The sequence below is a fragment of the Streptomyces sp. NPDC002701 genome (assembly GCF_042889045.1).
In the GTDB taxonomy this organism is placed as follows: Bacteria; Actinomycetota; Actinomycetes; order Streptomycetales; family Streptomycetaceae; genus Streptomyces.
Genome location: NZ_JBIAQL010000007.1, coordinates 232023 through 253728 on the forward strand (window position 1 = coordinate 232023; position 21706 = coordinate 253728).

19 protein-coding genes are annotated in these 21706 nt (G+C 72.5%); 10 read left to right on the forward strand and 9 right to left on the reverse strand.

The genetic code is table 11. From position 1 onward, the window contains the following. The first annotated feature begins 2 nt into the window (after positions 1–2). Positions 3–1151 carry an RNA polymerase sigma factor gene (locus ACFYXC_RS21450; protein WP_389553655.1) on the forward strand — a complete coding sequence of 383 codons (1149 nt, stop codon included), beginning with the start codon at positions 3–5 and terminating at the stop codon, positions 1149–1151. 291 nt (positions 1152–1442) lie between these two features. Here the strand turns inward: ACFYXC_RS21450 and ACFYXC_RS21455 are convergent, their stop codons facing one another. Together ACFYXC_RS21455 and ACFYXC_RS21460 are read right to left on the reverse strand one after the other, a co-directional pair. Further along, a complete protein-coding gene (locus tag ACFYXC_RS21455; RefSeq protein ID WP_388906189.1) occupies positions 1443–1736 on the reverse strand; it encodes a hypothetical protein in 294 nt (97 codons plus the stop codon). Positions 1737–1822: 86 nt separating this feature from the next. Next, the gene (locus tag ACFYXC_RS21460; protein WP_388906187.1) at positions 1823–2005 is read right to left on the reverse strand and encodes a hypothetical protein; all 183 of its coding nucleotides are present in this window, start codon (positions 2003–2005) and stop codon (positions 1823–1825) included. Between the two features lie 427 nt (positions 2006–2432). Between ACFYXC_RS21460 and ACFYXC_RS21465 the strand changes: the two genes are divergently transcribed. Both ACFYXC_RS21465 and ACFYXC_RS21470 read left to right on the forward strand, forming a co-directional pair. Then, complete coding sequence (locus ACFYXC_RS21465; RefSeq protein WP_389553744.1) at positions 2433–3608, forward strand: sensor histidine kinase; 1176 nt, start codon at positions 2433–2435, stop codon at positions 3606–3608. Between the two features lie 59 nt (positions 3609–3667). Continuing rightward, positions 3668–4339 carry a response regulator gene (locus ACFYXC_RS21470; RefSeq protein ID WP_389553656.1) on the forward strand — a complete coding sequence of 224 codons (672 nt, stop codon included), beginning with the start codon at positions 3668–3670 and terminating at the stop codon, positions 4337–4339. Positions 4340–4382: 43 nt separating this feature from the next. Here ACFYXC_RS21470 and ACFYXC_RS21475 read toward each other — a convergent pair whose 3' ends face one another. Continuing rightward, positions 4383–4880: a PaaI family thioesterase gene (locus ACFYXC_RS21475; protein WP_389553657.1), complete on the reverse strand. Its 498-nt coding sequence runs from the start codon at positions 4878–4880 to the stop codon at positions 4383–4385. 88 nt (positions 4881–4968) lie between these two features. Between ACFYXC_RS21475 and ACFYXC_RS21480 the strand changes: the two genes are divergently transcribed. Next, positions 4969–5439, forward strand: a complete 471-nt coding sequence (locus tag ACFYXC_RS21480; RefSeq protein ID WP_388906178.1) for a winged helix-turn-helix transcriptional regulator — start codon at positions 4969–4971, stop codon at positions 5437–5439. A 147-nt stretch (positions 5440–5586) separates the two neighbouring features. Here the strand turns inward: ACFYXC_RS21480 and ACFYXC_RS21485 are convergent, their stop codons facing one another. Further along, the gene (locus ACFYXC_RS21485; RefSeq protein WP_389553658.1) at positions 5587–6204 is read right to left on the reverse strand and encodes a GPP34 family phosphoprotein; all 618 of its coding nucleotides are present in this window, start codon (positions 6202–6204) and stop codon (positions 5587–5589) included. Between the two features lie 365 nt (positions 6205–6569). After that, a complete protein-coding gene (locus ACFYXC_RS21490) occupies positions 6570–7829 on the reverse strand; it encodes a glycosyltransferase (RefSeq protein WP_389553659.1) in 1260 nt (419 codons plus the stop codon). A gap of 150 nt (positions 7830–7979) precedes the next feature. Here ACFYXC_RS21490 and ACFYXC_RS21495 point away from each other — a divergent pair, with 150 nt between their 5' ends. The 3 genes from ACFYXC_RS21495 to ACFYXC_RS21505 all read left to right on the forward strand — a co-directional run bounded on the left by ACFYXC_RS21495 (position 7980) and on the right by ACFYXC_RS21505 (position 15556). Continuing rightward, positions 7980–10733 (forward strand): Tat pathway signal protein, encoded by a 2754-nt coding sequence (locus ACFYXC_RS21495; protein WP_389553660.1) that lies wholly within the window; start codon positions 7980–7982, stop codon positions 10731–10733. A gap of 264 nt (positions 10734–10997) precedes the next feature. Continuing rightward, on the forward strand, positions 10998–14003 hold the full coding sequence (locus tag ACFYXC_RS21500; RefSeq protein ID WP_389553661.1) for a family 16 glycoside hydrolase: 3006 nt from the start codon (positions 10998–11000) through the stop codon (positions 14001–14003). Positions 14004–14143: 140 nt separating this feature from the next. Further along, positions 14144–15556, forward strand: a complete 1413-nt coding sequence (locus ACFYXC_RS21505; protein WP_389553662.1) for an erythromycin esterase family protein — start codon at positions 14144–14146, stop codon at positions 15554–15556. A 73-nt stretch (positions 15557–15629) separates the two neighbouring features. Here the strand turns inward: ACFYXC_RS21505 and ACFYXC_RS21510 are convergent, their stop codons facing one another. After that, positions 15630–16964 carry an NAD-dependent succinate-semialdehyde dehydrogenase gene (locus tag ACFYXC_RS21510; RefSeq protein ID WP_389553663.1) on the reverse strand — a complete coding sequence of 445 codons (1335 nt, stop codon included), beginning with the start codon at positions 16962–16964 and terminating at the stop codon, positions 15630–15632. Between the two features lie 209 nt (positions 16965–17173). On the opposite strand from ACFYXC_RS21510, the gene ACFYXC_RS21515 reads away from it, so the two are divergent. Both ACFYXC_RS21515 and ACFYXC_RS21520 read left to right on the forward strand, forming a co-directional pair. Then, positions 17174–17812: a TetR/AcrR family transcriptional regulator gene (locus ACFYXC_RS21515; RefSeq protein ID WP_389553664.1), complete on the forward strand. Its 639-nt coding sequence runs from the start codon at positions 17174–17176 to the stop codon at positions 17810–17812. A 227-nt stretch (positions 17813–18039) separates the two neighbouring features. Then, a complete protein-coding gene (locus ACFYXC_RS21520; RefSeq protein ID WP_389553665.1) occupies positions 18040–18216 on the forward strand; it encodes a hypothetical protein in 177 nt (58 codons plus the stop codon). Between the two features lie 91 nt (positions 18217–18307). Here ACFYXC_RS21520 and ACFYXC_RS21525 read toward each other — a convergent pair whose 3' ends face one another. Beyond that, a complete protein-coding gene (locus tag ACFYXC_RS21525; RefSeq protein WP_389553745.1) occupies positions 18308–19369 on the reverse strand; it encodes an enoyl-CoA hydratase/isomerase family protein in 1062 nt (353 codons plus the stop codon). 224 nt (positions 19370–19593) lie between these two features. Beyond that, positions 19594–19950, reverse strand: coding sequence for a PRC-barrel domain-containing protein (locus tag ACFYXC_RS21530; protein WP_389553666.1), 357 nt, complete (start codon positions 19948–19950; stop codon positions 19594–19596). A 190-nt stretch (positions 19951–20140) separates the two neighbouring features. On the opposite strand from ACFYXC_RS21530, the gene ACFYXC_RS21535 reads away from it, so the two are divergent. Next, positions 20141–20764 (forward strand): flavodoxin family protein, encoded by a 624-nt coding sequence (locus ACFYXC_RS21535; RefSeq protein WP_389553667.1) that lies wholly within the window; start codon positions 20141–20143, stop codon positions 20762–20764. Between the two features lie 81 nt (positions 20765–20845). On the opposite strand, the gene ACFYXC_RS21540 is transcribed toward ACFYXC_RS21535, so the two are convergent. After that, on the reverse strand, positions 20846–21640 hold the full coding sequence (locus ACFYXC_RS21540; protein ID WP_389553668.1) for an SDR family NAD(P)-dependent oxidoreductase: 795 nt from the start codon (positions 21638–21640) through the stop codon (positions 20846–20848). Positions 21641–21706 lie beyond the last annotated feature (66 nt).

Here is a 21706-nt window from a genome sequence, read left to right on the forward strand (position 1 = left end):
CCATGGACGAAGCACTGCTCCGCAGCCTCACGCCGGGCGTGCTGGGGATCCTCGTCCGCCGCGGAGCCGACTTCGCGGCGGCCGAGGACGCCGTGCAGGACGCGCTGGTCGAGGCGGTCCGCGTCTGGCCGGCCGGCCCACCGCGGGATCCCAAGGGCTGGCTGGTCACGGTGGCCTGGCGCCGGTTCCTCGACGCGACCCGGGCCGACACCGCCCGCCGCCGGCGCGAGGAACTCGTCGACGAGGAACCGGCGCCCGGGCCCGCGCAGCCGGTCGACGACACGCTCCAGCTCTACTTCCTGTGCGCCCACCCGTCCCTGACGCCGTCGTCCGCGGTCGCGCTGACCCTGCGTGCCGTGGGCGGTCTGACCACCCGCCAGATCGCCCGGGCCTATCTGGTGCCGGAGACGACCATGGCGCAGCGCATCAGCCGGGCCAAACGCACGGTCTCCGGCGTACGCCTGGACCGGCCCGGTGACGTGGCGACCGTGCTGCGCGTCCTCTACCTGGTCTTCAACGAGGGCTATTCCGGTGACGTCGACCTGGCCGCGGAGGCCATCCGGCTCACCAGGCAGCTCGCGGCGGCGATCGACCACCCCGAGGTGGCGGGGCTGCTCGCCCTCATGCTGCTCCACCATGCCCGGCGTGCCGCCAGGACCGCTCCCGACGGCAGCCTGGTGCCGCTCGCCGAGCAGGACCGCGGCCGGTGGGACACCGCGGCGATCACCGAGGGCGTCGGCATCCTGCAGGCCGCCCTCTCCCGGGACCGGCTGGGCGAGTTCCAGGCCCAGGCCGCCGTCGCGGCGCTGCACGCCGACGCGCCCACCGCCGGGGAGACCGACTGGGTGCAGATCGTCGAGTGGTACGACGAGCTGACCCGCCTCACCGACAGCCCGGTCGTCCGGCTCAACCGCGCGGTGGCCGTGGGCGAGGCGGACGGACCGCGGGCCGGCCTCGCGGCGCTCGCGGCCGTGGACGACTCCCTGCCCCGCCACACCGCGGTGGCGGCCTACCTCCACGAACGGGACGGCGACCTGACGACGGCGGCACGCCTGTACGCCGAGGCGGCGCGCAAGGCGTCCAACCTCGACGAATGCGCCCACCTGACCCGCCAGGCGGCCCGGCTGAACGCGCGCGGGGGACGCCCCTGAGCGGACCCGCGCGAGTCCCGTGGGAGGCGGCGGACCGCCTCGCCCCGCCCCGCCCCGGGGCACGTTCCGTACACGTCGGGCCGCCACCGCCACCGCCGGCCCGGTCCCGGCGGTCACCCGCCGTACGTCCTGTCCTCCCGGAGGCGCTCACGGGCCCGGCGCGTCCAGCGCGGCGGCCGTACGACGCCGTACGCGACGCACCCACCGTGCTCGGCACGGTGGGTGCGTTCGGTGACAGGGCCTCGTGACCTCGGCCGCGGAGGGCTCCGGCGCCGACCCCGAGAGGCGGGTTCAGGCGTTCACGTGACGGCGGGCCGACGTGCCGCGCGGGGCGGCGTGATGGGCGGGCCGGTCCGCGCCCGTGCCCTGGAGGCGCCGCAACCACAGGGAGGTCACGGCCAGCAGACCGGTGAAGACCAGCAGGAAGAGCGCCGACACCCACATCTGCCGGCTCCCGGGATGCTCCCATCCCACCCAGCCGGCCGAGGCCGCCCACAGCAGGACGGCAGCCGCGTAGAAGGTGCGCATCCGGTGCAACTGCCGCACCGCCCGCAGGGACATGGAGTGATCTTTCTTCGGTGCCATGCCGACCCGTGTACCCCCGATGTCCCGTGACTCACCGGGCACGCGGTGTCCAGTGGGTGTCAGGTCTCGCCGGCCCTGTCGAGCCCTTACCGGTCCCGGTGCTCGAAGTCACGTCGTACCGCCGCGCCTTCGTCCTCGACCAGCCCGGACGGGCTCGGGAGTTCGAGCACGGCTCGGCAGTGCTCACACACTGTCGCGTTCTCGGCGGGCCTGCTGCCGCACGCCTTGCACACCCGCTGTGTTTCCCGCCTGTCGCCGGTCTCCGTCATGACCTCTCCCGCTCGTACTCGGTTCCGCGCTCGTCCGTCGTCGTCCGCGGCGTGCTCCGGCCGCGTGCAGACCGGGTTCCCTGAGCGCCGGGCATGATTCCTCGCCGGCGTACCGTGCGGCCCGTCTCACAGTCCCGCGCATCCGCCCGTACCCGTCGAGGATGACTCCGCGTGTCACCCGTACTCGATAGTGAGTAGCCGCGAGGGTCGGCACGGAGGACGACGGCGGGCGCCCGTCCGGCAAGGCTGGTGCGGTTCCCGGAAGCAGCCGCGGATACGGAGACCTCTGTCATGACGGCCCTCGCCCGCCGCGGCCGGCGGTGAGCGTGCCCCGGACGGCCGTGGCCGTGCCGCACGACGACCGCGCCGTGTCTCGTGAATGCGGCACGTGACCGACCATGGGAACAGCGCCCTGACGGAGGACCCGATGCTGACCAGCTGGCGGCGGTACGCCGAACGACACGCCCGCCTCGTCGAGGCGGCGTTCCTGCTGCTGGTGTACGCCGCCACGAGCAGGCAGTACGACAGGGGCGGGCCCGGCTGGGCGTCCGGTCTGCTCATCGCGACCGCCGCCTGTCTCGCCCTGCTGTGGCGGCGCGGGCACCCTCGCGCCGTCGTCGCGGTCACCGCGGTCTGCGCGGGCCTCTCCGGCGGTCTGGGCTACGAGCTCACTCCGCTCATCCTGCTCCCGGTCATCGTGGCGCTGTACGAGCTGACCGTCCGGGTTCCGCTCAGGACGGCACGCACCTGGTGTCTCGCCGTCATCGCGCTCGTCGTCCTGTCCGCCCTGCTCTTCGGCCGCAACGAACAGTCCTGGACGGACAAGACGATCCCCACCGCGTTCTGGCTCATGATGCCGGTGATGCAGGGCTCGGCGGTCCGGGCGCGGCGTGCCCACCTCTCGGCCGTACGGGCCCGCGCCGAGCACGCCGAACGCACCCGCGAGGCGGAGGCACGCCACCGGGTCGCCGAGGAACGTGTCCGCATCGCCCGCGAACTGCACGACGTCGTCGCCCATCACATGGCCCTGGCCAACGCCCAGGCGGGCACCGCCGCCCATCTCACCCGCAGCCACCCCGAACAGGCCGAGAAGATCCTCCTCGACCTGACCGGCACCACCGCGGCGGCCCTGCGCGAGCTGGAGGCCACCGTCGGCCTCCTGCGCCGGCCCGACGATCCCGACGGACCGGACGATCCCGACGCGTCCCTGGAACCGGCACCCGGACTCGGCCGGCTGCCCGAACTGGTCTCCGCGTTCGGCTCCGCCGGGCTCCGGGTCACCGTGTCGGTCGACGGCGAGGAGCGGCAGCTCTCACCCGGCGTGGACCTGACCGCCTTCCGGATCGTGCAGGAGGCCCTCACCAACGTCGCCAAACACGCCGCCGCGCGTACGGCGCGCGTACACCTCGCCTACACCCTGGACCGGGTGATCGTCACGGTCAGCGACGACGGGGGCGCCGCGCCGTCCCCACCGGCTCCCGGCGGAGGTTTCGGTCTCATCGGCATGCGGGAGCGGGCCCGGTCCGTCGGCGGTCGCCTCCAGGCGGGACACCGGCCCGGGGGCGGCTTCGCCGTCACCGCCGAACTCCCCCTGCACACCTGACTCCGCACTCCCGTACCCCCGCGCCCCGACAGCCCCGCACCACCCCCGGAAAGGCCCCGATGACCATCCGTGTGCTGCTCGCCGACGACCAGGCCCTGCTGCGGGCGACGTTCCGGATCCTGATCGACTCCTGCGAGGACATGGACGTCGTCGACGAGGCCGACGACGGAGCCAGAGCCGTCGAACTCGCCCGCGTCCACCACCCCGACGTCGTCGTCATGGACATCCGGATGCCCGGCACCGACGGCCTCGCCGCGACCGCCGCCATCTGCGCCGACCCCGGCCTGCGGGCCACCCGTGTCCTCGTCCTCACCACGTTCCAGACCGACGAGCACGTCGCCCGGGCCCTGCGCGTCGGCGCGAGCGGCTTCCTCGGCAAGAACACCACCGCCGAGGCGCTCCTCGACGGCATCCGCACCGTGGCCTCCGGCGAGGCGCTCCTGTCCCCCGCGGCCACCCGCACCCTCATCACCCGCTTCCTCGCGACCCCGGGGCCGGACGCCGACCCGGCACTCCGCGGGCTCCTCGGCACCCTCACCGCCCGCGAGCGCGAGGTGATGGTCCTGGCCGCGGACGGCAGATCCGACACCGAGATCGCCGCGGAGCTGTTCCTCAGCCCGCTGACCGTACGCACCCACATCCAGCGCGCCAAGACGAAGCTGGGCGCCCGCGACCGCGCCCAGCTGGTCGTCTTCGCCTACCGCGCCGGCCTGATGCGTCCGCCGGGCTGACGGCCGCGGGGGCCGCTCCCCCGTTTCGTGCCCGGCGCGGCGATCAGCTCGACGTCGGCATGGAGAAGAGCAGGCAGCTGCTGGTGGCGTGGGCCAGCAGCCGGTCCGTGGAGTCGAGGAGTTCGGCCTGTGCGAGGGCGGTGCGGCGGCCGCTGTTCAGCACGGTGCCGACGGCGCGGACCTTGCCCGTGTCCACCGTGATCGGGCGCAGGAACTTCAGACTGAGGTCGAGCGAGGTGTATCCCATGCCCTTGGGCAGCACCGACTGGACGGCGCAGCCCGCCGCCGAGTCGAGGAGCGTGGCGTAGACACCGCCGTGCACGCTCCCGATCGGGTTGTAGTGCTCCTCGCCCGGTGCCAGGACGAAGACGGCCCGGCCGTGCTCGACCTCCTCCAGGGTGAAGCCGAGGGTGGCGGAGATGGGCGGGGCGGGCAGGCGCCCGGCGACCATGTCGCGCAGGAAGTCCAGGCCGGTGGCTTCTCCCACCGCAGCCGCCGAGACGGCCGGGTCCCCCCAGGTGAACGTGCGCGACCTGTCCATGTCTCTCCTCCACCGGCTGACTATATTTTTGATAGTTAGCCACTCCCGCGTCTGGCTGTCAATGGCCGGGTCGGCCTAGGGTCGTCGCATGGAGTGGGTCGAGGTCAGCACCGAGAACTGCACCGTCCAGCGGACATTGGACGTGGTCGGCGAGAAGTGGTCCCTGTTGGTGCTCCGGGACGCCATGAACGGCGTCCGGCGCTTCGACGACTTCCGGCGGCACATCGGACTCTCCGACGCGGTGCTCGCGGACCGGCTCCGCAAGCTCGTCGCGGCGGGGATCCTGGCCACCGTGCCCTACCAGGAGTCGGGGCGGCGCACCCGGCACGAGTACCGCCTCACGGACAAGGGCTGGGCCCTGTGGCCCGTGCTGCTCGCCCTCAAGGAATGGGGAGACCGCTACACCGCCGACGCGGAGGGACCGCCCCTCGACGTCCTCCACGCGGACTGCGGCGCACCCGTCCACACGGTGGTCACGTGCGAGGAGGGCCACGGCCCGCTCCGCCCCCGGGAGGCACGCACACGTCCGGGACCGTCGGCGCGGCCGGTGGGCCGGTAGGCGCGGGCCGGCCGGTCGTGGACGCGCCGCACTCGCCGGCCGGCAGGCCCGCGGCGGCGTCGCGGGCTGCCCGACGGGGTCACGGCCGGCGCCTCACCCCCGCCCCGGCCATGGGGCGGGCGGACTCGTCGTCCTGCGGTGGCTTCGTCACGGGCCGCGCCAGATGTTGTCGAAGGCCGCGTCTTCGATGCTGCGGCGCTGCCGCACGGCCTCCAGTTCCCGCACCGCGTCGTTGACGGCGGCCAGTACGGTCACCACGGCGTCGTCGACGAGGCTCGCGGCCTCCTCGGCCAGCTCCTCGTGGATGCCCACCGCGGCCGCGAGGAAGCCGAGGACGGGTTCGTCCGAGGCCCAGCGGTCGGCGGCGTGACGACGGGCCGGCGAGTCGGTCAGAGCCGTCGCGCCGTTCCGGAACGGGATCCACTGGTGGCGCGGCCGGGTGACCTGCCCCTGCGCCTCCAGGGCGGCGAGATAGACCGCGGACAGGCCACGGCCCCGGCGCCACAGCCAGTCCTCGACGGACTCGTACGGCGCCTGACGAACGAGCGCCGCGGCGGCCTCGTCCAACAGGCGGTCGCTCAGCGCCTGTCGGGCGCCGGGCAGGATGCGGTCGCCGTCCAGGGTGAGGGCCCGGGCGGCGCGGAGGTCGATCAGTTCGGCTCCGGCGAGGGCCAGCGACAGATCGCCCTGCCCGACGGGAGGGTCGGACTCGGCCTCCATGGTGACGATCAACAGGTCGCGCGGTGTGGTCGTGACGGGCTCCATGGCAGCAACATAGCCGCAGGTACGCCGCCGGGGGCCGGCTCCGCCACCACGCACGGGCCCGGACACCGCGACCGGCACGCGACCCGCCCGGCGGGCGGCCCGCCGTACACGGACCGCCCGCCGCGCCAGTCGTGGTACTCCGTCGCGGTCGCCCACGAGCTGGACTGCGCCCGCGCCGCCGGGCGCCCTCTGATCGCGGGCCCCCTGCCACTACAGGTCAGGGTGGTGGAACGCGACCCTGACCTGCGGCTGTCCGGCGGTGACCGCCGCCCGGTGTCCCGCACCCCCGCCGCGGAACCCGTCCGGCTCGGCCACGTCGGTCTGCGTCCGCCCGGCCCGGTCGGCGGGGCGGGCGTCGCCTCGTCCTACGGCGCCCGGTCGGCGGGGACGGCCACCGGCGGGTCCTCCCGGCCGCCAGCGCCGAGCAGCAGGCCGGCGGCCACCGCCGCCCCGTCGGTGCGCATCGCGCCGGCCACGGCGGTGGCTCGCGCGCCCGTCGCGGGGGTCAGGGCCCGCACGAGCGCGGCCGACAGGGACTCGACGGTCGGAGTCGGACCCTCGTGCGCGGCGCCGATGCCGAGCTCGGCGACCCGGCCGGCGAAGTACGGCTGGTCGCCGCCCTGGGGCACCACTACCTGGGGCGCGCCGGCCCGGGCGGCCGTCGTCGTCGTACCCGCGCCGCCGTGGTGCACGACGGCGGCCACGCGGCGGAACAGTGCCTGGTGATTGACCTCGCCGACGACGAAACAGTCCTTCTGGTCGTCGACGGCGGCCAGGTCCGCCCAGCCTCGGGAGAGGACCGCGCGGCGGCCCCGCGCGCGGACGGCCTCGATCGCCGCTCGGGCGACGTCCTCGGGCCCCCGCACGGGAATGCTGCCGAAGCCCACGTACACCGGGGGTGTGCCGGCGTCCAGGAAGGCCAGCAGCTCGGCGGGGAGCGGCCGTTCGTCCGGCACGTGCCACGCGCCGGTCTGCACCACCTCCAGGTCCGCCGGCTGTCGCCAGGGCGCCAGGACCGGGTCCGCGGCCAGCCACGGCCGGTCGGTGAACACGTGGTCGCGGAGGTTGTCCACGGACGGCAGACCCACGGACGCCCGGTGGGTGTTGATCACTTCACCGAACACCGCCTGCACGTCCTGGGCGTCCCGGTCCCACAGCACGCGGTTGTCGGTCACGTCCGGCGCGAGCGGCCGGCCGGGCCGCGGGATCGGCGGGTGGTACGGCGACGGCAGACTCACCGGCTGGTAACTCACGTACACATAACGGATGCCGAGTTTCTCGGCCGCCGACCGCACACCCGCCACGGCCGGTACGAGACCGGTGGCGACCAGCACGTCACACCCCTCGGCCGCACCCGTCACCTTGTCGTGGAACTCGGCGACCAGCTCGGCCGCACGCCGGGGCACGCCCGCCGGCGACGGCGGCGTCCTCCCGGTCATCAGCCGCCGCACGGACCGGCCGGTCGGCACCAGGTCCACCCCGGCCCCGGCCAGCCGCTCCGCGAACTCCTCGTCCGGCGGCGCGCACACCCGCACCCGCGCACCCCGTTCCACCAGTCGCACGGCGAGGCCCACCAGTGGTTCGACGCCTCCGCGTGAATCGTAGGCAGACAGCAACACACGCATTCAGTACTCCCGTTCCCGCGGACTTCCGCTCTCGACGGGTGATTCTGCGGCACGACCGGCTCACCACCGCAGACCCCGAAATCTCGCGGGTGTCCTGTCGGACCCCTGTGCGACGATCACCTCGACAACCAATGATCCAGGGGGGATTGCATGTCGGACGACTACTCCTGTCCACCTGCGGGACGGGGGCGGGCGGGCACGGCGGCGGCCGTGTTCGCCGCGCTCGCCGCACTGTTCGCCACACTGCTGACGCTGACCGGGTCGAGCCCCGCCGTGGCCGCCGACGAGGAGTGCGCGCCGCTCGCGCTCGCGCCCTTCGGCGACCCGGGTGACGCCGTCGGAAAGGCGCGCGTCGCGCCCGGGTCGAGCGTCTGCTACACCGTCACCGTCGAGACGCCCGGCCTCTATCTGGCACCGGCGCGGGACGGCGGCGGCAACGCGATGACCCGCCGGCTGCTCGCCGCCGACGGCAGCGAGGTCGACTGCTACGGGGACGCGTACGCCACGAACGACATGTGCGCGGTGCCCGCGGCCGGCACCTACACCCTGAAGGTGCTCAACACCGAATGGGCGGACGCGGACTCGTCGGTCACCCTGGTGCCGCTCGGCTCCACCCGGGGCTGCGCGGACGCCGCCGGCACGAACTGGGACCAGCCGGACGTCACCCGGACGACGGTGAGCCCGGTCGAGGTCGACTGCCAGCCCTTCGAGGGCGAGCGCGGCGACCGGGTCCGGCTCACCTACGGCTCCAGGACGTACGGCGACTCCCTGGCGTGGATCACCGACGCGACCGGAGCGCGGATCTGCGAGCGGTTCCCCGAGGACGACGAGGACAGCTGCGTACTGCCCGGCGACGGCCCCTACCGGGTGATCTCCACCGTCTGGCGCGCGGAGAGCGGCTTCCCCGCCCGGTACGCGGTGAAGGTGCGCCGCCTCGACGACCCGCAGGGCTGCACCACGGCCCCGGTCCGCCCGTACGGCGAGCTGGAGCAGCAGGACCTCGTCACCAACCCGTGCTTCACCTTCACCGCCGGCGCGGCCGGCCCGTTCACCGTGCACTCCGTGAGCGAGGACCGCGAGGTCGGGGTGGCCCGGGTGTACGACGCGGCCGGGCTGAGCGTGTGCCGCTACGGGGCCGACCCGTGCCGGATCAGCACACCGGGGACCTACACGGCCGTCCTCGACGGCACCTCCCCCTTCCGTGACACCCGCGCCGGCCTGGTCGTCCTCGACCGCGCCTCGGACGCCGGCTGCCGGGCGACCCCGATGGGCCTGTACCGGGGCGAGTTGCGTACGGCCGGGCAGTACGACTGCCTGACGCTGGGCGTCCCGCGGGGCGCCAGGATCGGCGCGCTGACCCCGCTCTCCGCCCCCGGCGTGGACGCCGACGTGGAGGTCCTCGACCGGGAGGGCGCCGTCCAGTGCGGCTCGGCCGATCTGTCCGACGGCACCTGCGCGTTGACCGGCGCGGCTCCCTACCGGGCACTGGTGCACACCGAGAGCAGCGGTGCGGACGCCACGGGCCCGTACTCCGTCGCCCTCCACCGCACCGACGCCGCGGACGACTGCGCCGTCCTGCCCGCGGGCAGCTTCACGGCCGACGGCGCCAGGGCCACGCTGACCACCGGTGACGGCGCCTTCTCGCAGTGCCTCGGTGTTCCGGCGGGCGCGCACACGAAGGCCGAGGTCTTCCAGCTGACCGCCTCGTCCGGCGCCGCCGCGGCGAAGTTCTCCGTGCTGGACTCCGGTGGCAGGAAGGTCTGCGACCGCACGGCCACCACCAACGGCTGGATCCTGTGTCCGCTGACGCCCGGCGCGTCCCACACCGTGCTCTTCACGGGCCGCGACCAGGCCGGCACGTACACGCTGACCCGGCGTGACGTCACCTCGACCGCGTCCTCCGCGGGCTGTGCGAAGACCACCGCCGCCGCGGTCGGCGGTCCGTCCGTCGCGGGTGCGTACGGTGATCCCGGCACCCTGAACTGCCATCAGGTCACCACCGGGGCGGCCACGGATGTCGTCCACCTCGACGTGCGGGACAAGCTGGGCACCGCCAACATCGCCGTTCTCGGCGGCGACGGCACCACCGAGTGCTCCTTCCGCAACCGCTCGTGCGCGGCCACCGGGTCCACCACCCACCAGGTCCTGGTGCAGACCCCGGCCACGCTGAAGGCCGCACCCGAGTACCGCCTGGACGCCCTGCGCATCGCGACCGCGGACGGCCCGGCACCGGAGTGCGCCAGGGTCCCGTCCGTGGCCTACGGCTACGGGCCGGTCACCGGCACGCTCGACGAGTCACGCACCGCGGTGTGCGCGGTCCTGCCCACCGCCGGGTTCGACCGCTTCGACGCCCAGGTCACGGACACCACGGGCGCCACCACCACCGCGGTGCCGGCCCTCTACAACAGCGCCTGGAACAACGGCTGCACGCCGTCACCCTCCGGCACCCCGTGCGCGGTGGGCGGTTCGTCCTCGGCCGCAAGCCCGACGGTGTTCGTGCTCGGCCTGCCCGAGAAGGCGTCGAGCACCGCCTACAGCGCCAGGCTGACCTGCCTCTCCACACCGTGCGGACCGGACAAGGTGAGCGTCACCGCGGTCGGCCCGGACACCGGGGTCACCGGCAGCAGGGTCACGGTGAAGGTGACCGGCACCGCGCTGCCCGCGAACGCCACCGTACGGCTGAGCCGGAGCGGGAAGACCGTCACCGCCACCACGGAGTCGGTCTCCGCGGACCACCGCACCCTGACGGCGACCCTCGATCTGACGGGCGTGGCCACCGGCACCTGGAGCGTCAGTGTCCTCACCACCTGCTGCGAGTACTCCCGCGGCAGCTTCACGGTGACCGCGGGGCCCGAGGCGCGGAAGACGTCCGCCGGCAACCCCGCCGAAGGGGGCGCGGGGTGAGCCGACGCGGCTGACGCGGGAGGGGGCCGCCCGGTGCGGCCCCCTTCTGCGTGGGGCGCGCGTGGGGCCCTGCATCTGGTTTGCCGCCCCCGCACATCCACGCGGCAGCGCGGAACCCCGGCCCCGGGAAGGACTTTGAACACTCGCAGTACAAAGTATGGACATGCCAAGTGAAAGTCCCTTAGGTTGGCGGCGCGACGCAGCCACATCAGAGAAGACCGGAACGCAGTCCGGCACGGTCCGGTCCAGCTTCATGGAGGACCGTTGTCCCACCATCAATTCCTGCGTGCCCGAAGACTTCTCACCTCCCTGCTGACCGGAGCCGTCCTGACCGGCGGACTCCTGGCCGCCCCGGCGTCCTCGGCCGCCCCGGCCGCCGTGCCACAGGAACCCGGCGTCACACTCCGCGTGTTCGACGTACAGACGCCGCTGAGCAAGCTGTGCACCCTCAAACCCGGGCAGACCCCCAACTACGACGCGCTCAAGTCCACGGTGGACTGGTCCACGACCGACGACTTCGGTGGCTTCTCCGACCGCTTCGTCACCGAGGTGACCGGCAACCTGGTCGTGCCGAGCGACGGCACCTACGGACTGCGTCTCGTCAGCGACGACGGCTCCCGGCTGGCCATCGACGACGCCACGGTCATCGACCACGACGGCCTCCACGGCGCGGAGCCGAAGGACGCGTCCCTCACGCTCACCGCGGGATCGCACCCGCTGCGCATCGACCACTTCGAGCGGGACGGCGGACAGCAGCTGCAGCTCGCCTGGAAGCCGCCGGGCCAGGACGAGTTCAGCATCGTGCCCCGCGAGGCGCTGACCACGGACGCCGGCGTCGTGCGGGTGACGGCGCCGGGCCGCAAGGAGTGCGAGGGGAGCAACGACACCCCCGGCGACGGCCTCCCGCTCACCGAGGTACGGCCCGACCTGACGCTCACCGATCTCCGCCCCGAAGGTTTCGAACCGCAGGTCAGCGGCATGGACTGGCTGCCCGACGGGCGGCTGGCGATCAGCACCTGGGGCGGCTCCGACAACGTTGCCGGTGAGGTGTACCTGCTGGACAACGTCACCGGGAACACCAGCCGGGACAAGGTCACCGTCAAGAAGGTGGCCGAAGGGCTGCGCGAGCCCATGGGCATCAAGTACGTCGACGGTTCGCTGTACGTCTCGCAGAAGCACGAGCTGACCCGGCTCGTCGACCGCGACCGCGACGACGTGACCGACGAGTACCGCACCGTCGCGACCTGGCCGTACGGCAAGAACTTCCACGAGTTCGCCTTCGGGCTCCTCTACCGCGACGGCCACTTCTACGTGAACCTCTCCGTCTCCATCAACCTCGGCGGCGCGACCACGGTCCCGCAGCCCGCCCCCGGACGTGGAGTCACGTACAAGGTCAGCAAGAAGACCGGGAAGATCAGCCCGGTCGCGGGCGGTCTGCGCACGCCGAACGGCATCGGCTGGGGTCCTGAGGGCGAGATCTTCGCCACGGACAACCAGGGCGGCTGGCTGCCCTCGTCGAAGCTCGTCCACGTCAAGCAGGGCCGCTTCTTCAACCACTACACCGAGCCGTCCGGTCCCTTCGACGCGGCCACCCCGACCGCGCCGGTGCTGTGGCTTCCGCAGAACGAGATCGCCAACTCGCCCTCCACACCGCTCTATGTGCGGAAGGGCCAGTTCAAGGGCCAGATGCTGATCGGCGACGTGACCTACGGCGGCCTGCAGCGCGCGTACCTGGAGAAGGTGAACGGGCAGTACCAGGGCGCCGTCTTCCGCTACACACAGGGCCTGGAAGCCGGCGTCAACCGCCTCACCTACGGTCCCGACGGCGCGATCTACGCCGGTGGTCTGGGCGCCGACGGCAACTGGGGCCAGGAGGGCAAGCTCAGGTTCGGGCTGCAGAAGCTCACCCCCAACGGCGGCAACACCTTCGACATCAAGACGATGCGCGCCGTGCCGGGCGGCTTCGACCTGACCTACACGCAGCCGGTGTCCGCGACGACCGCCGAGGAGCTGGCCAAGCACTACAAGGCCGAGCAGTGGCGCTACACGCCGACCACCGACTACGGCGGCCCCAAGATCGCCGAGGAGGTGCTCCCGGTACGGTCGGCCGAGTTGTCGAAGGACAGGCGCACCGTGAAGCTGCGGCTGGACAACCTGAAGCCCGACCGAGTCGTGCACCTGCGCTCCCCGCGCCCCTTCACGTCCGAGTCCGGCGAGTCGCTGTGGAACACCGAAGCCTGGTACACGCTGAACGCGATGCCCGGCAAGCAGCCGCCCGCCGCGACACAGTACGAGGCCGAGGAGGCGCGTCTGACGGGCGTGGCCGGCATCGCCACGGACCACGCCGGCTACACCGGCAGCGGGTTCGTCGCCCGGTACAACACGGAGGGCAAGGCGAACACCACCTTCGACGTGACGGTCAAGAAGTCGGGCACCTACGACGTCAACCTGCGCTACTCCAACGGCCCGAACCCGTTCCAGGGCACCAAGTCGCTCTCCCTGTACGCCAACGGGAAGAAACTGCGGCAGGTGAAACTCGCCTCCACGGACAACTGGGACACCTGGTCCAGCCAGACCGAACCGGTGCGGCTGCGCGCGGGCAAGAACACCCTGTCCTACCGCTTCGACGCCGGGGACACCGGTCATGTGAACCTCGACGCGATCACGGTGCGCCCGCACGGTGCGCGACTCGCCCTCTTCGACGGGACGGGCGCCTCGCAGGCACAGTGGCAGCACACGGACGGGCGGCGCCTGGAGTGGCCGCTCACCGACGAGAAGTCGATGGAGGTGTGCTGCGGTGACATCCGGACCATCGACGCGTACCAGGACTTCAAGCTGCACGTCGAGTTCCGCGTCCCGCTGCTGCCCGACGACGTCACCGGACAGGACCGCGGCAACAGCGGCATCTTCATCCAGGACCGCTACGAACTGCAGATCCTGGACTCCTACGGTGACACCACCCTGGACACCAACGAGGCAGGAGCCATCTATCTGCAGAAGGCGCCGGACGTCAACGCCGCCAGGGCGCCCGAGACCTGGCAGACGTACGACCTGCTCTTCCGGGCCGCCCGCTACGACGACACGGGCAAGAAGACCGCGGACGCCCGGCTGACCGTCGTGTGGAACGGCAAGAAGGTGCACGACGACATCACCCTCGACGGCCCCACCGCGTCGGGCAGGGCCGAGACACCGGCGGCGGGACCCATCCGTCTCCAGGACCACGGGAACAAGGTCAGGTTCCGCGACATCAGGCTGGAACCGCTGAAGTGACCTGCGGCCGGGCCCGGTTCACGCCGGGCCCGGCACCGTGCAGGGGGGTCTGCAGGGGTCGGGTGGTAGTGCCTGCGGTACCCCGGGGTGGGCAGCGTATGGGTTCGTGACGCCCCCGGTCCGCACGGGAATCTAAAGCCATGACGCGAAGCAAGGCAGTAATCATCCCCTCGGTCCTCCTCTCCCTCGGCGCCGTGGCGGCCGCCACCCCGGCCCTCGCGGACGCGGTGCAGGGCACGCCGGCTCCGACGCACGTCGCGGCATCGGCCACCGCGTCCCGGGACTCGGCCCCCGGCCAGGACCTGAAGGGCGTGGTGGACGCCATCGAGCGCGCCGCCCGTCCCCTCGACAGCACCGATCCCGACAGCCGTTCGCGGGACCTCGGCGCGCTGGACCGCATGATCGGGGACGCCGACGTGGTGGGCCTGGGCGAGGCCACCCACGGCTCGCAGGAGTTCTTCCGCATGAAGCACCGGCTCTTCCGCCACCTGGTCGAGACGAAGGGCTTCCGGACCTTCTCCCTGGAACTGGCCTGGAGCAGCGGTGTGCGGATCAACGAGTACGTGCTGTACGGCAAGGGGGACCTGCGGACCATAGCGCGCGAGGAGTTCCAGGGCGCGTACCGGATCTGGAACAACCAGGACTACATCGACCTCATCGAGTGGATGCGTGAACACAACCGCAGTCACCCGAAGGACCCGGTGCAGTTCATGGGCAACGACATGGGGTACGCGGGGCCGGAGTCGTACCGGCGGGTGACGGATTACGTGGCCCGCGCGCATCCGCAGTTGCTGGGGCGCGTCACCGGGCTGTACCGCGGGCTGGCCCCGACCACCGACGCCGGCACGTACAGCGACAAGTACATCGAGCTGCCGTTGGCCGAGCGCGCCGAGCGGGCGGAACGCACCCGGAAGGTGTACGAGCTGCTGCGCGCCCAGCGGCCGGGCCGCGGCGACGAGCAGGCGCACCTGTGGGCCGTGCAGCACGCCAGGACCATCAACCAGATGGCGGAGGGCTTCTCCCTCGACGTCACCGACGAGGCCGAGGTCACGAAGATGATGAGGCTGCGTGACGAGGTGATGGCGGAGAACGTGGCGTGGTGGCGCAAGCACGCGGGCGACAGGATCCTGCTGTCGGCGCACAACACCCACGTGTCCTACGACTCGTTCGACGAGCGCTACCCCAAGACGCAGGGATCGTTCCTGCACGACGCGCTGGGCCGGGAGTACGTCAGCATCGGCTCCTCCTTCCACCAGGGCGCGTTCAAGGCGTTCGGCACCGAGGACAACGTGATGCGGACCTACCGGGTGGGCGCCGCGCCGGCGGGCTCCAACGAGGACATCCTGGACAAGGTCCGCCAGGAGGACTACATCCTCGACCTGCGTACGGCGCCGAACTCCGCCCGCGCCTGGCTGGCGAAGCCCCGCCTCACCTACAACATCGGCGCCGGGTGGCCCGACCCGATGACGTACGAGATCGGCCTCGGCAAGGCACACGACATCCTCATCCACCTGAACGAGGTCGAGGCCACCGAGTACCTGGGCGCCCCCTGATCCCCACACGGACACCGGCGGGACGGGAGCGAGCACGGGCAGGGGCGTCCGTGCTCGCTCCCGCCGTCCGCGCTCACACCACGGTGCGGATCAGCTTCTTGTTGACGAACTCCTCGATGCCCGGACGCCCGAGCTCGCGGCCGAAGCCCGAGCGCTTGATGCCGCCGAAGGGCAGCTCCGCGCCCTCCGCGCCGACACCGTTGACGAACACCATGCCGGCCTCGATCCGGTCGGCGACCCGCTCGGCCTGGGCCGGGTCGGTGGTGAAGACGTACGAGCCGAGGCCGTACGGGGTGTCGTTGGCGATGCGGACGGCGTCGTCCTCGTCGGCGGCCGGGAAGACCATGGCGACCGGTCCGAACAGCTCCTGCTGTGCGGCGGTGTGTCGGGTGGTGAGCCCGGTGAGGACCCCGGCCGGGAAGTGGGCCCCGTGGCGCCGGCCGGTGCTGTGCAGGGTCGCCCCCTCGCTGACGGCCGCGTCGACCTGGCGGCCGAGGTTCTCGGCGGCGGCCACGGACGACAGGGGCGCGCCGGTCTCCCCGGCGAGCAGCCGCGCGGTGAACTTCTCCACGAACGGCTCGTACAGGTCCTCGACGACCACGAAGCGCTTGGCCGCGTTGCACGCCTGACCGGTGTTGTCGAGCCGCGCGGCGACGGCGGCCTCGACGACCGCGTCCAGGTCGTCGGTGGACAGCACGAGGAACGGGTCCGAGCCGCCGAGTTCGAGGACGACCTTCTTGAGGTGGCGCCCGGCGATCTCGGCGACGGCCGCACCCGCCCGCTCCGAGCCGGTCAGCGACACACCCCGCACGCGCGGGTCGGCGATCACGCCGGCGATCTGCTCGTTGTCGGCGTAGACGTTGACGTACGCGCCGGCCGGGAAGCCCGCCTCGGCGAACAGCTTCTCCAGCAGGGCGGCGGTGGCCGGGCACTGCGGGGCGTGCTTGAGGACGACGGTGTTCCCGGTCGCGAGGTTCGGGGCGGCGAAACGGGCGACCTGGTAGGCGGGGAAGTTCCACGGCATGATGCCGAGCAGGACGCCCACCGGGCTGCGCCGGATGACGGCGGTGCCCGGTCCCGAGGTCACGTCGAGCGGTTCGTCCGCGAGGAACTCCTCGGCGTGGTCGGCGTAGTAGTGGTAGATCTCGGTGCAGAAGCCGACCTCGCCCAGCGCCTCGGCGAGGGGCTTGCCCATCTCCCGGACGATGCTCGTGGCGAGTTCGTCCTGGTGCTCGGCGTGCAGGTCGCCCAGCCTGCACAGCAGGGCGGCCCGCTCGGCCACGGTGCTGGAACGGCCCCACGCGGTGGCGGTGTGGGCCGCGTCGACGGCCGCGGTGACCTCGGCGTCGGTGGCGGTGGGGTAGGTCTCGACGACCTCTGCGGTGGCCGGGTCGGTGACGGCGTACATAGGGACTCCAGGGTCGACGGGGGCGAGAGGTGGTGCGGCCGTCCCGGTCGGCGTACGCGCCGCCCCGCCGGCGATCGCTCTACGGAGGGGAACGGTTCCAGGACTTGCGAGGGTGCTTCTCGGACCACCCTCGACGGTATTCGGACACCGTCACTTATTGGGCACACGACCAATTGCTTATTGGTCGCCCACTCAATAACATTCGCGCCATGACGTCAAGAGGTCCGGCCAAGCGGGTCCGCAAGGCTCCGGCCGAGCGCCGCCACGAGATCGTCGCCGCCGCCGCGCAGGTCGGCCTCACCGAAGGGCTGGAGTGCGTCACCCTGCGCCGGGTCGCCGACGAACTGGGGGTCCGGCCCGGACTCGTCGGGCACTACTTCCCCGCGGCCGACACCCTGGTGGCCGAGGCGTTCACCGCCGCCGCGACGGCGGACCTGGACGCACTGCTGCCCGAGCGGCCGGAAGGACCCGGGGACGGCTCACCACGAGCGGTCCTGCGCCGGTTCTTCACGCTGACGTCCGGTGCCGAGTTCGACGACGTGAGCAGGCTCTGGCTCAACGCACGGCATCTGTCGCGCTACCGCCCCGGACTGCGTGAGCACGTCGTGGCCCTGGAACTGCTGTGGTGCGGGCGCATGGAGGAGACCATCACCGCGGGTACGGATTCGGGGGACTTCTCCTGCGCCGACCCGTGGACGGCGGCCCTGCGCATCCTGGTGGCGATCGACGGGGCCAGCGCCTACATCAACACCAGCGCCGACCGGCGCGGTGCTTCCGTCGCCCACCTGGCCAGGACCGTCGCGGAGACCGAACTGGGGCTCACAGCAGGGGCGTTGGCCCCCTCCTGAGGCGCGACGGCATCGCCGTGCCGCGCTCCCGCGGGGCCGTGCCCTGCCGGAGCCGGCACGGTCACCGGGCCCGTTCGGTCATCCGGCCGTCGGCACGGCGGGCGCCGCTCTCGCGGCCGGCCGGGCCCGCGAGGGCGAGGGCGCCGGGCGCCGCGGCCGGGGCGAGGCTCCCCGCTCGTCGCGGGGACCGGGCTAGCCTGGGGGTTCCGCCATCGAAAGGAGCCGCCATGCCGGAGGAACCGACACCCGGGGGCCCGTTGGGCACAGCGATGCGGAAGGTGACGTTCCCGGACGGGTCGCGCGGGATCATCCTGGTGAAGGCGGGCACGTCGCAGGCGGACGCGGACGCGTTGGCGGCGCAGGTCTGGGCGGACCGGTCGGAACGCGGCCCGGCCGACCGGTAGCCCCTCGACCCGATCCCCGGAACCCCGGGCCATGTCCGCGAAGACCCGTCGTCCGCCCGCCGGGCAGGCGGGACCTTGCGGACACGGGATCTCATCGGACGAGGCCGAGTTCCCGGTCGCCGAGCGGCTCGAAGAAGCGCCGCACGTCGGCGTCGGTGACCTCGGCGAGGGTGCCCGGCGACCAGCGGGGATCGCGGTCCTTGTCGACGACCTGGGCCCGGATGCCCTCGATCAGGTCGGGAGCGGTCAGGGCCGCGCAGGAGACGCGGTACTCCTGCTCCAGCACCCGCTCCAGCGAACCGAGCCGCCGGGCACGGCGCATGGCGGCCAGGGTGACCTTCAGCGCGGTGGGCGACTTCGTGAGCAGGGTCTCCGCGGTCTCCTTCGCGGCCGGGTCCCCGTGGTCGAGCAGGCGCTGGACGATCTCCTCGACCGTGTCGGCCGCGAAGCAGGGGTCGATCCACTCCCGCTGCCCGGCCAGCTCCCCCTCCGGCGACGGCCGCACATGACGCTCCAGCACTTCCCGTACGGGCAGGTCGGCGAGGTCGGCGACGAAGCGCGGCAGCGACGCGGACGGCACGTAGTGGTCGGCGAGCCCGCACAGCAGGGCGTCCCCGGCGCCGATCCGCGCGCCCGTCAGCGCGAGGTGCGTGCCCAGTTCGCCCGGGGCGAGAGCGAGCAGGTGGGTGCCGCCGACGTCCGGCACGAAACCGATACCGGTCTCGGGCATGGCGATCTTCGACCGTTCGGTCACGACGCGGACGCTGCCGTGCGCGGAGACGCCGACGCCGCCGCCCATGACGATGCCGTCCATGAGGGCGACGTACGGCTTGGCATAGCGGGCGATCCGCGCGTTCAGGTGGTACTCGTCGCGCCAGAACGCGGCCGAGGCGGTGCCGTCCCCGTCCCGGGCGTCATCGTGGACGGCGCGGATGTCGCCGCCCGCGCACAGACCGCGCTCCCCCGCTCCGGTGATCACGACGGACTCGACGGCCGGGTCGTGCTCCCATGCCGTCAGCGCCTCGTCGATGCGCCGCACCATGGTGTGGTCGAGGGCGTTGATGGCCCTGGGCCGGTTGAGGGTGATGTGCGCGGCCCGGCCGGCGGTGCGCAGCAGGACAGGTGCTTCGCCGCCGGTCGAAGGGCTGGTCACCCGGGCGGTCACCGGGGTGCTCCCGGCAGGGCGCGGGCCATGAGGACGCGCATGATCTCGTTGGTTCCTTCCGGCTGCCGTCGGACGCCTGACGCGTGGGTCACGGACGATCTTCTCAACCCGGTGCCGGCCCTCGGCGACCCGGTGCCCGACGAGTCGCACGGCGGCCCCGGGACTCCTGCGCGGAGTCCCGGGGCCGCCGTGCTGCTCGGAGCAGACCCGGATCAGACGTGCGGACCGCCGGTGCCGTAGTAGGTGCCCAGCTGGTCACGGTAGCCCTGGTCGCCCAGGTGCTTGTCGCGGTCGAACTCGGGGGCGTCCTTGATCTGCTGCTTGGTGCGGTCGACGATGATCCGCCGCTCCTCCTGATCGATGCTCACGACCGTGCTGGCCGGGAGCAGCACCTCCTTGCCGAAGATCCACACCCCGGTGTCCACCACCAGGTAGGCGTCATCGACCTCGTCGGAGTGCTTGTCGACCTTGCCGATACTGCCGTCCGTGGCCTCGACCTTGTAGCCCGTGAGGTCGGCACCCGCCAGGCGGCCCGCCGTCGACCTGTATCCCCACATGTTCTCCGTCACGTGTGAAACAACTCCTCCGGTGAACAGAGGGCGGCGGAAGGCCCCGCCGACCCTCTTCTTCCGTCGTCGTGCACTGCGGTCCTCGTGACCGGCTGTGCTGCGGGTGCCCGGCGCCCCGGGTCCCACGCCCTCCGGAAGCAGCCGGATTCCCGCCTTGGATAGACGCCGGGCGAAGGGGTACCCAGGCGGCATGACCACCACCGGAACGACCCCTCTGCGGGCTGTCGCACTCGTCTGCAGCCTGTCCCCCTCGCCCGCCGCGTCCAGTTCGCACCTGCTGGCCGAGCAGACCGTCGCGGCGCTCGGCGAGCACGGCGTCACCGGCGAGGTGATCCGTGTCGCCGACCACGACGTGCGGCCGGGGGTCGAGACCGACATGGGTGACGGTGACGAGTGGCCGGCGATCCGGGACACGATCATGGGCGCCGACATCCTGATCCTCTCGACGCCGATCTGGCTGGGGCATCCGTCCAGCATCGCCCAGCGGGTCATGGAACGTCTGGACGCCGAGATCTCCGAGACGGACGACGAAGGGCGGATGCTCACCTTCGGAAAGGTCGCCGCGGTGTGCGTCGTCGGCAACGAGGACGGCGCCCACAAGGTCAGCGCCGACCTCTTCCAGGGACTCAACGACGTGGGATTCTCGCTCGCTCCGAACGCCGTCACCTACTGGGTCGGTGAGGCCATGCAGGGCGTCGACTACCAGGACCTCGACAAGACCCCCGAGACCACCTCGGCCACGACGGCCACCCTGGCGGCCAACACCGCCCACCTAGCCCGCCGGCTGAAGGCGGCCCCGTACCCGCCCAGCTGACACCCGCCCGCCCTGCGACGACCGTGGTGCCGGGGCGAGGACGGCCGATGACGGCCGGCGCACGCGCATGCCGGCCACCTGTCACGGCAGGATGGAGTCGACGTATCCGCCGTCGACGCGCAGAGCGCCGCCCGTGGTGGCCGACGCCTGGTCGGAGCTCAGGTAGACGACCATGTTGGCGATCTCCTCCGGCTCGATCAGCCGCTGCAACAGGGACTGCGGCCGGTGCTCACGCATGAAGACCCGCTGTGCCTCGTCCCACGGCAGATCCCGGTCGACGAGCCCGTACACGAAGTCCTCGACCCCGCCGGTGTGGGTCGGCCCGGCGATGACGGAATTCACCGTGACGCCCGTGCCTGCCGCCCGCTTCGCGAAACCCCGGCCGACCGCGAGCAGGGCCGTCTTCGACATGCCGTAGTGGATCATCTCCGCGGGGATGACCACCGCCGAGTCGCTGGCGATGTACTGGATCCGCCCCCACCCCCGCTCGGTCATCCCCGGCAGGTACGAGCGGGTCAGCCGCACGGCGGCCAGGACGTTGACCTCGAAGTAGCGGCGCCATTCGTCGTCGGTGATGTCCAGCGGGTCCTCGGACCCGAAGATCCCGAGGTTGTTGACGAGGATGTCGACCTGCGGCAGGGCGTCCAGGACCCGCGCCGCGCCCTCTTCGGTGGTGACGTCCGCCGCCACGGGCAGCACGTCCGCGCCGGGCACCTGCCGGGCGAGCCGGTCCGCGCTCTCCTCGGCGCGCCGTGCGTCCCGGCCGTTCACGGCGACGCGGGCGCCGGCCCCGGCGAGACCGGCGGCGATCGCCGCCCCGATCCCCTGGGTGGAGCCGGTGACCAGTGCCGTGCGTCCGCTCAGATCAATGCGCATCCCAAGAACCTTTCGTAGACATCCGTCGGCCGAGTACCCGTTCGCACACTCCGGCAACAAGGGACG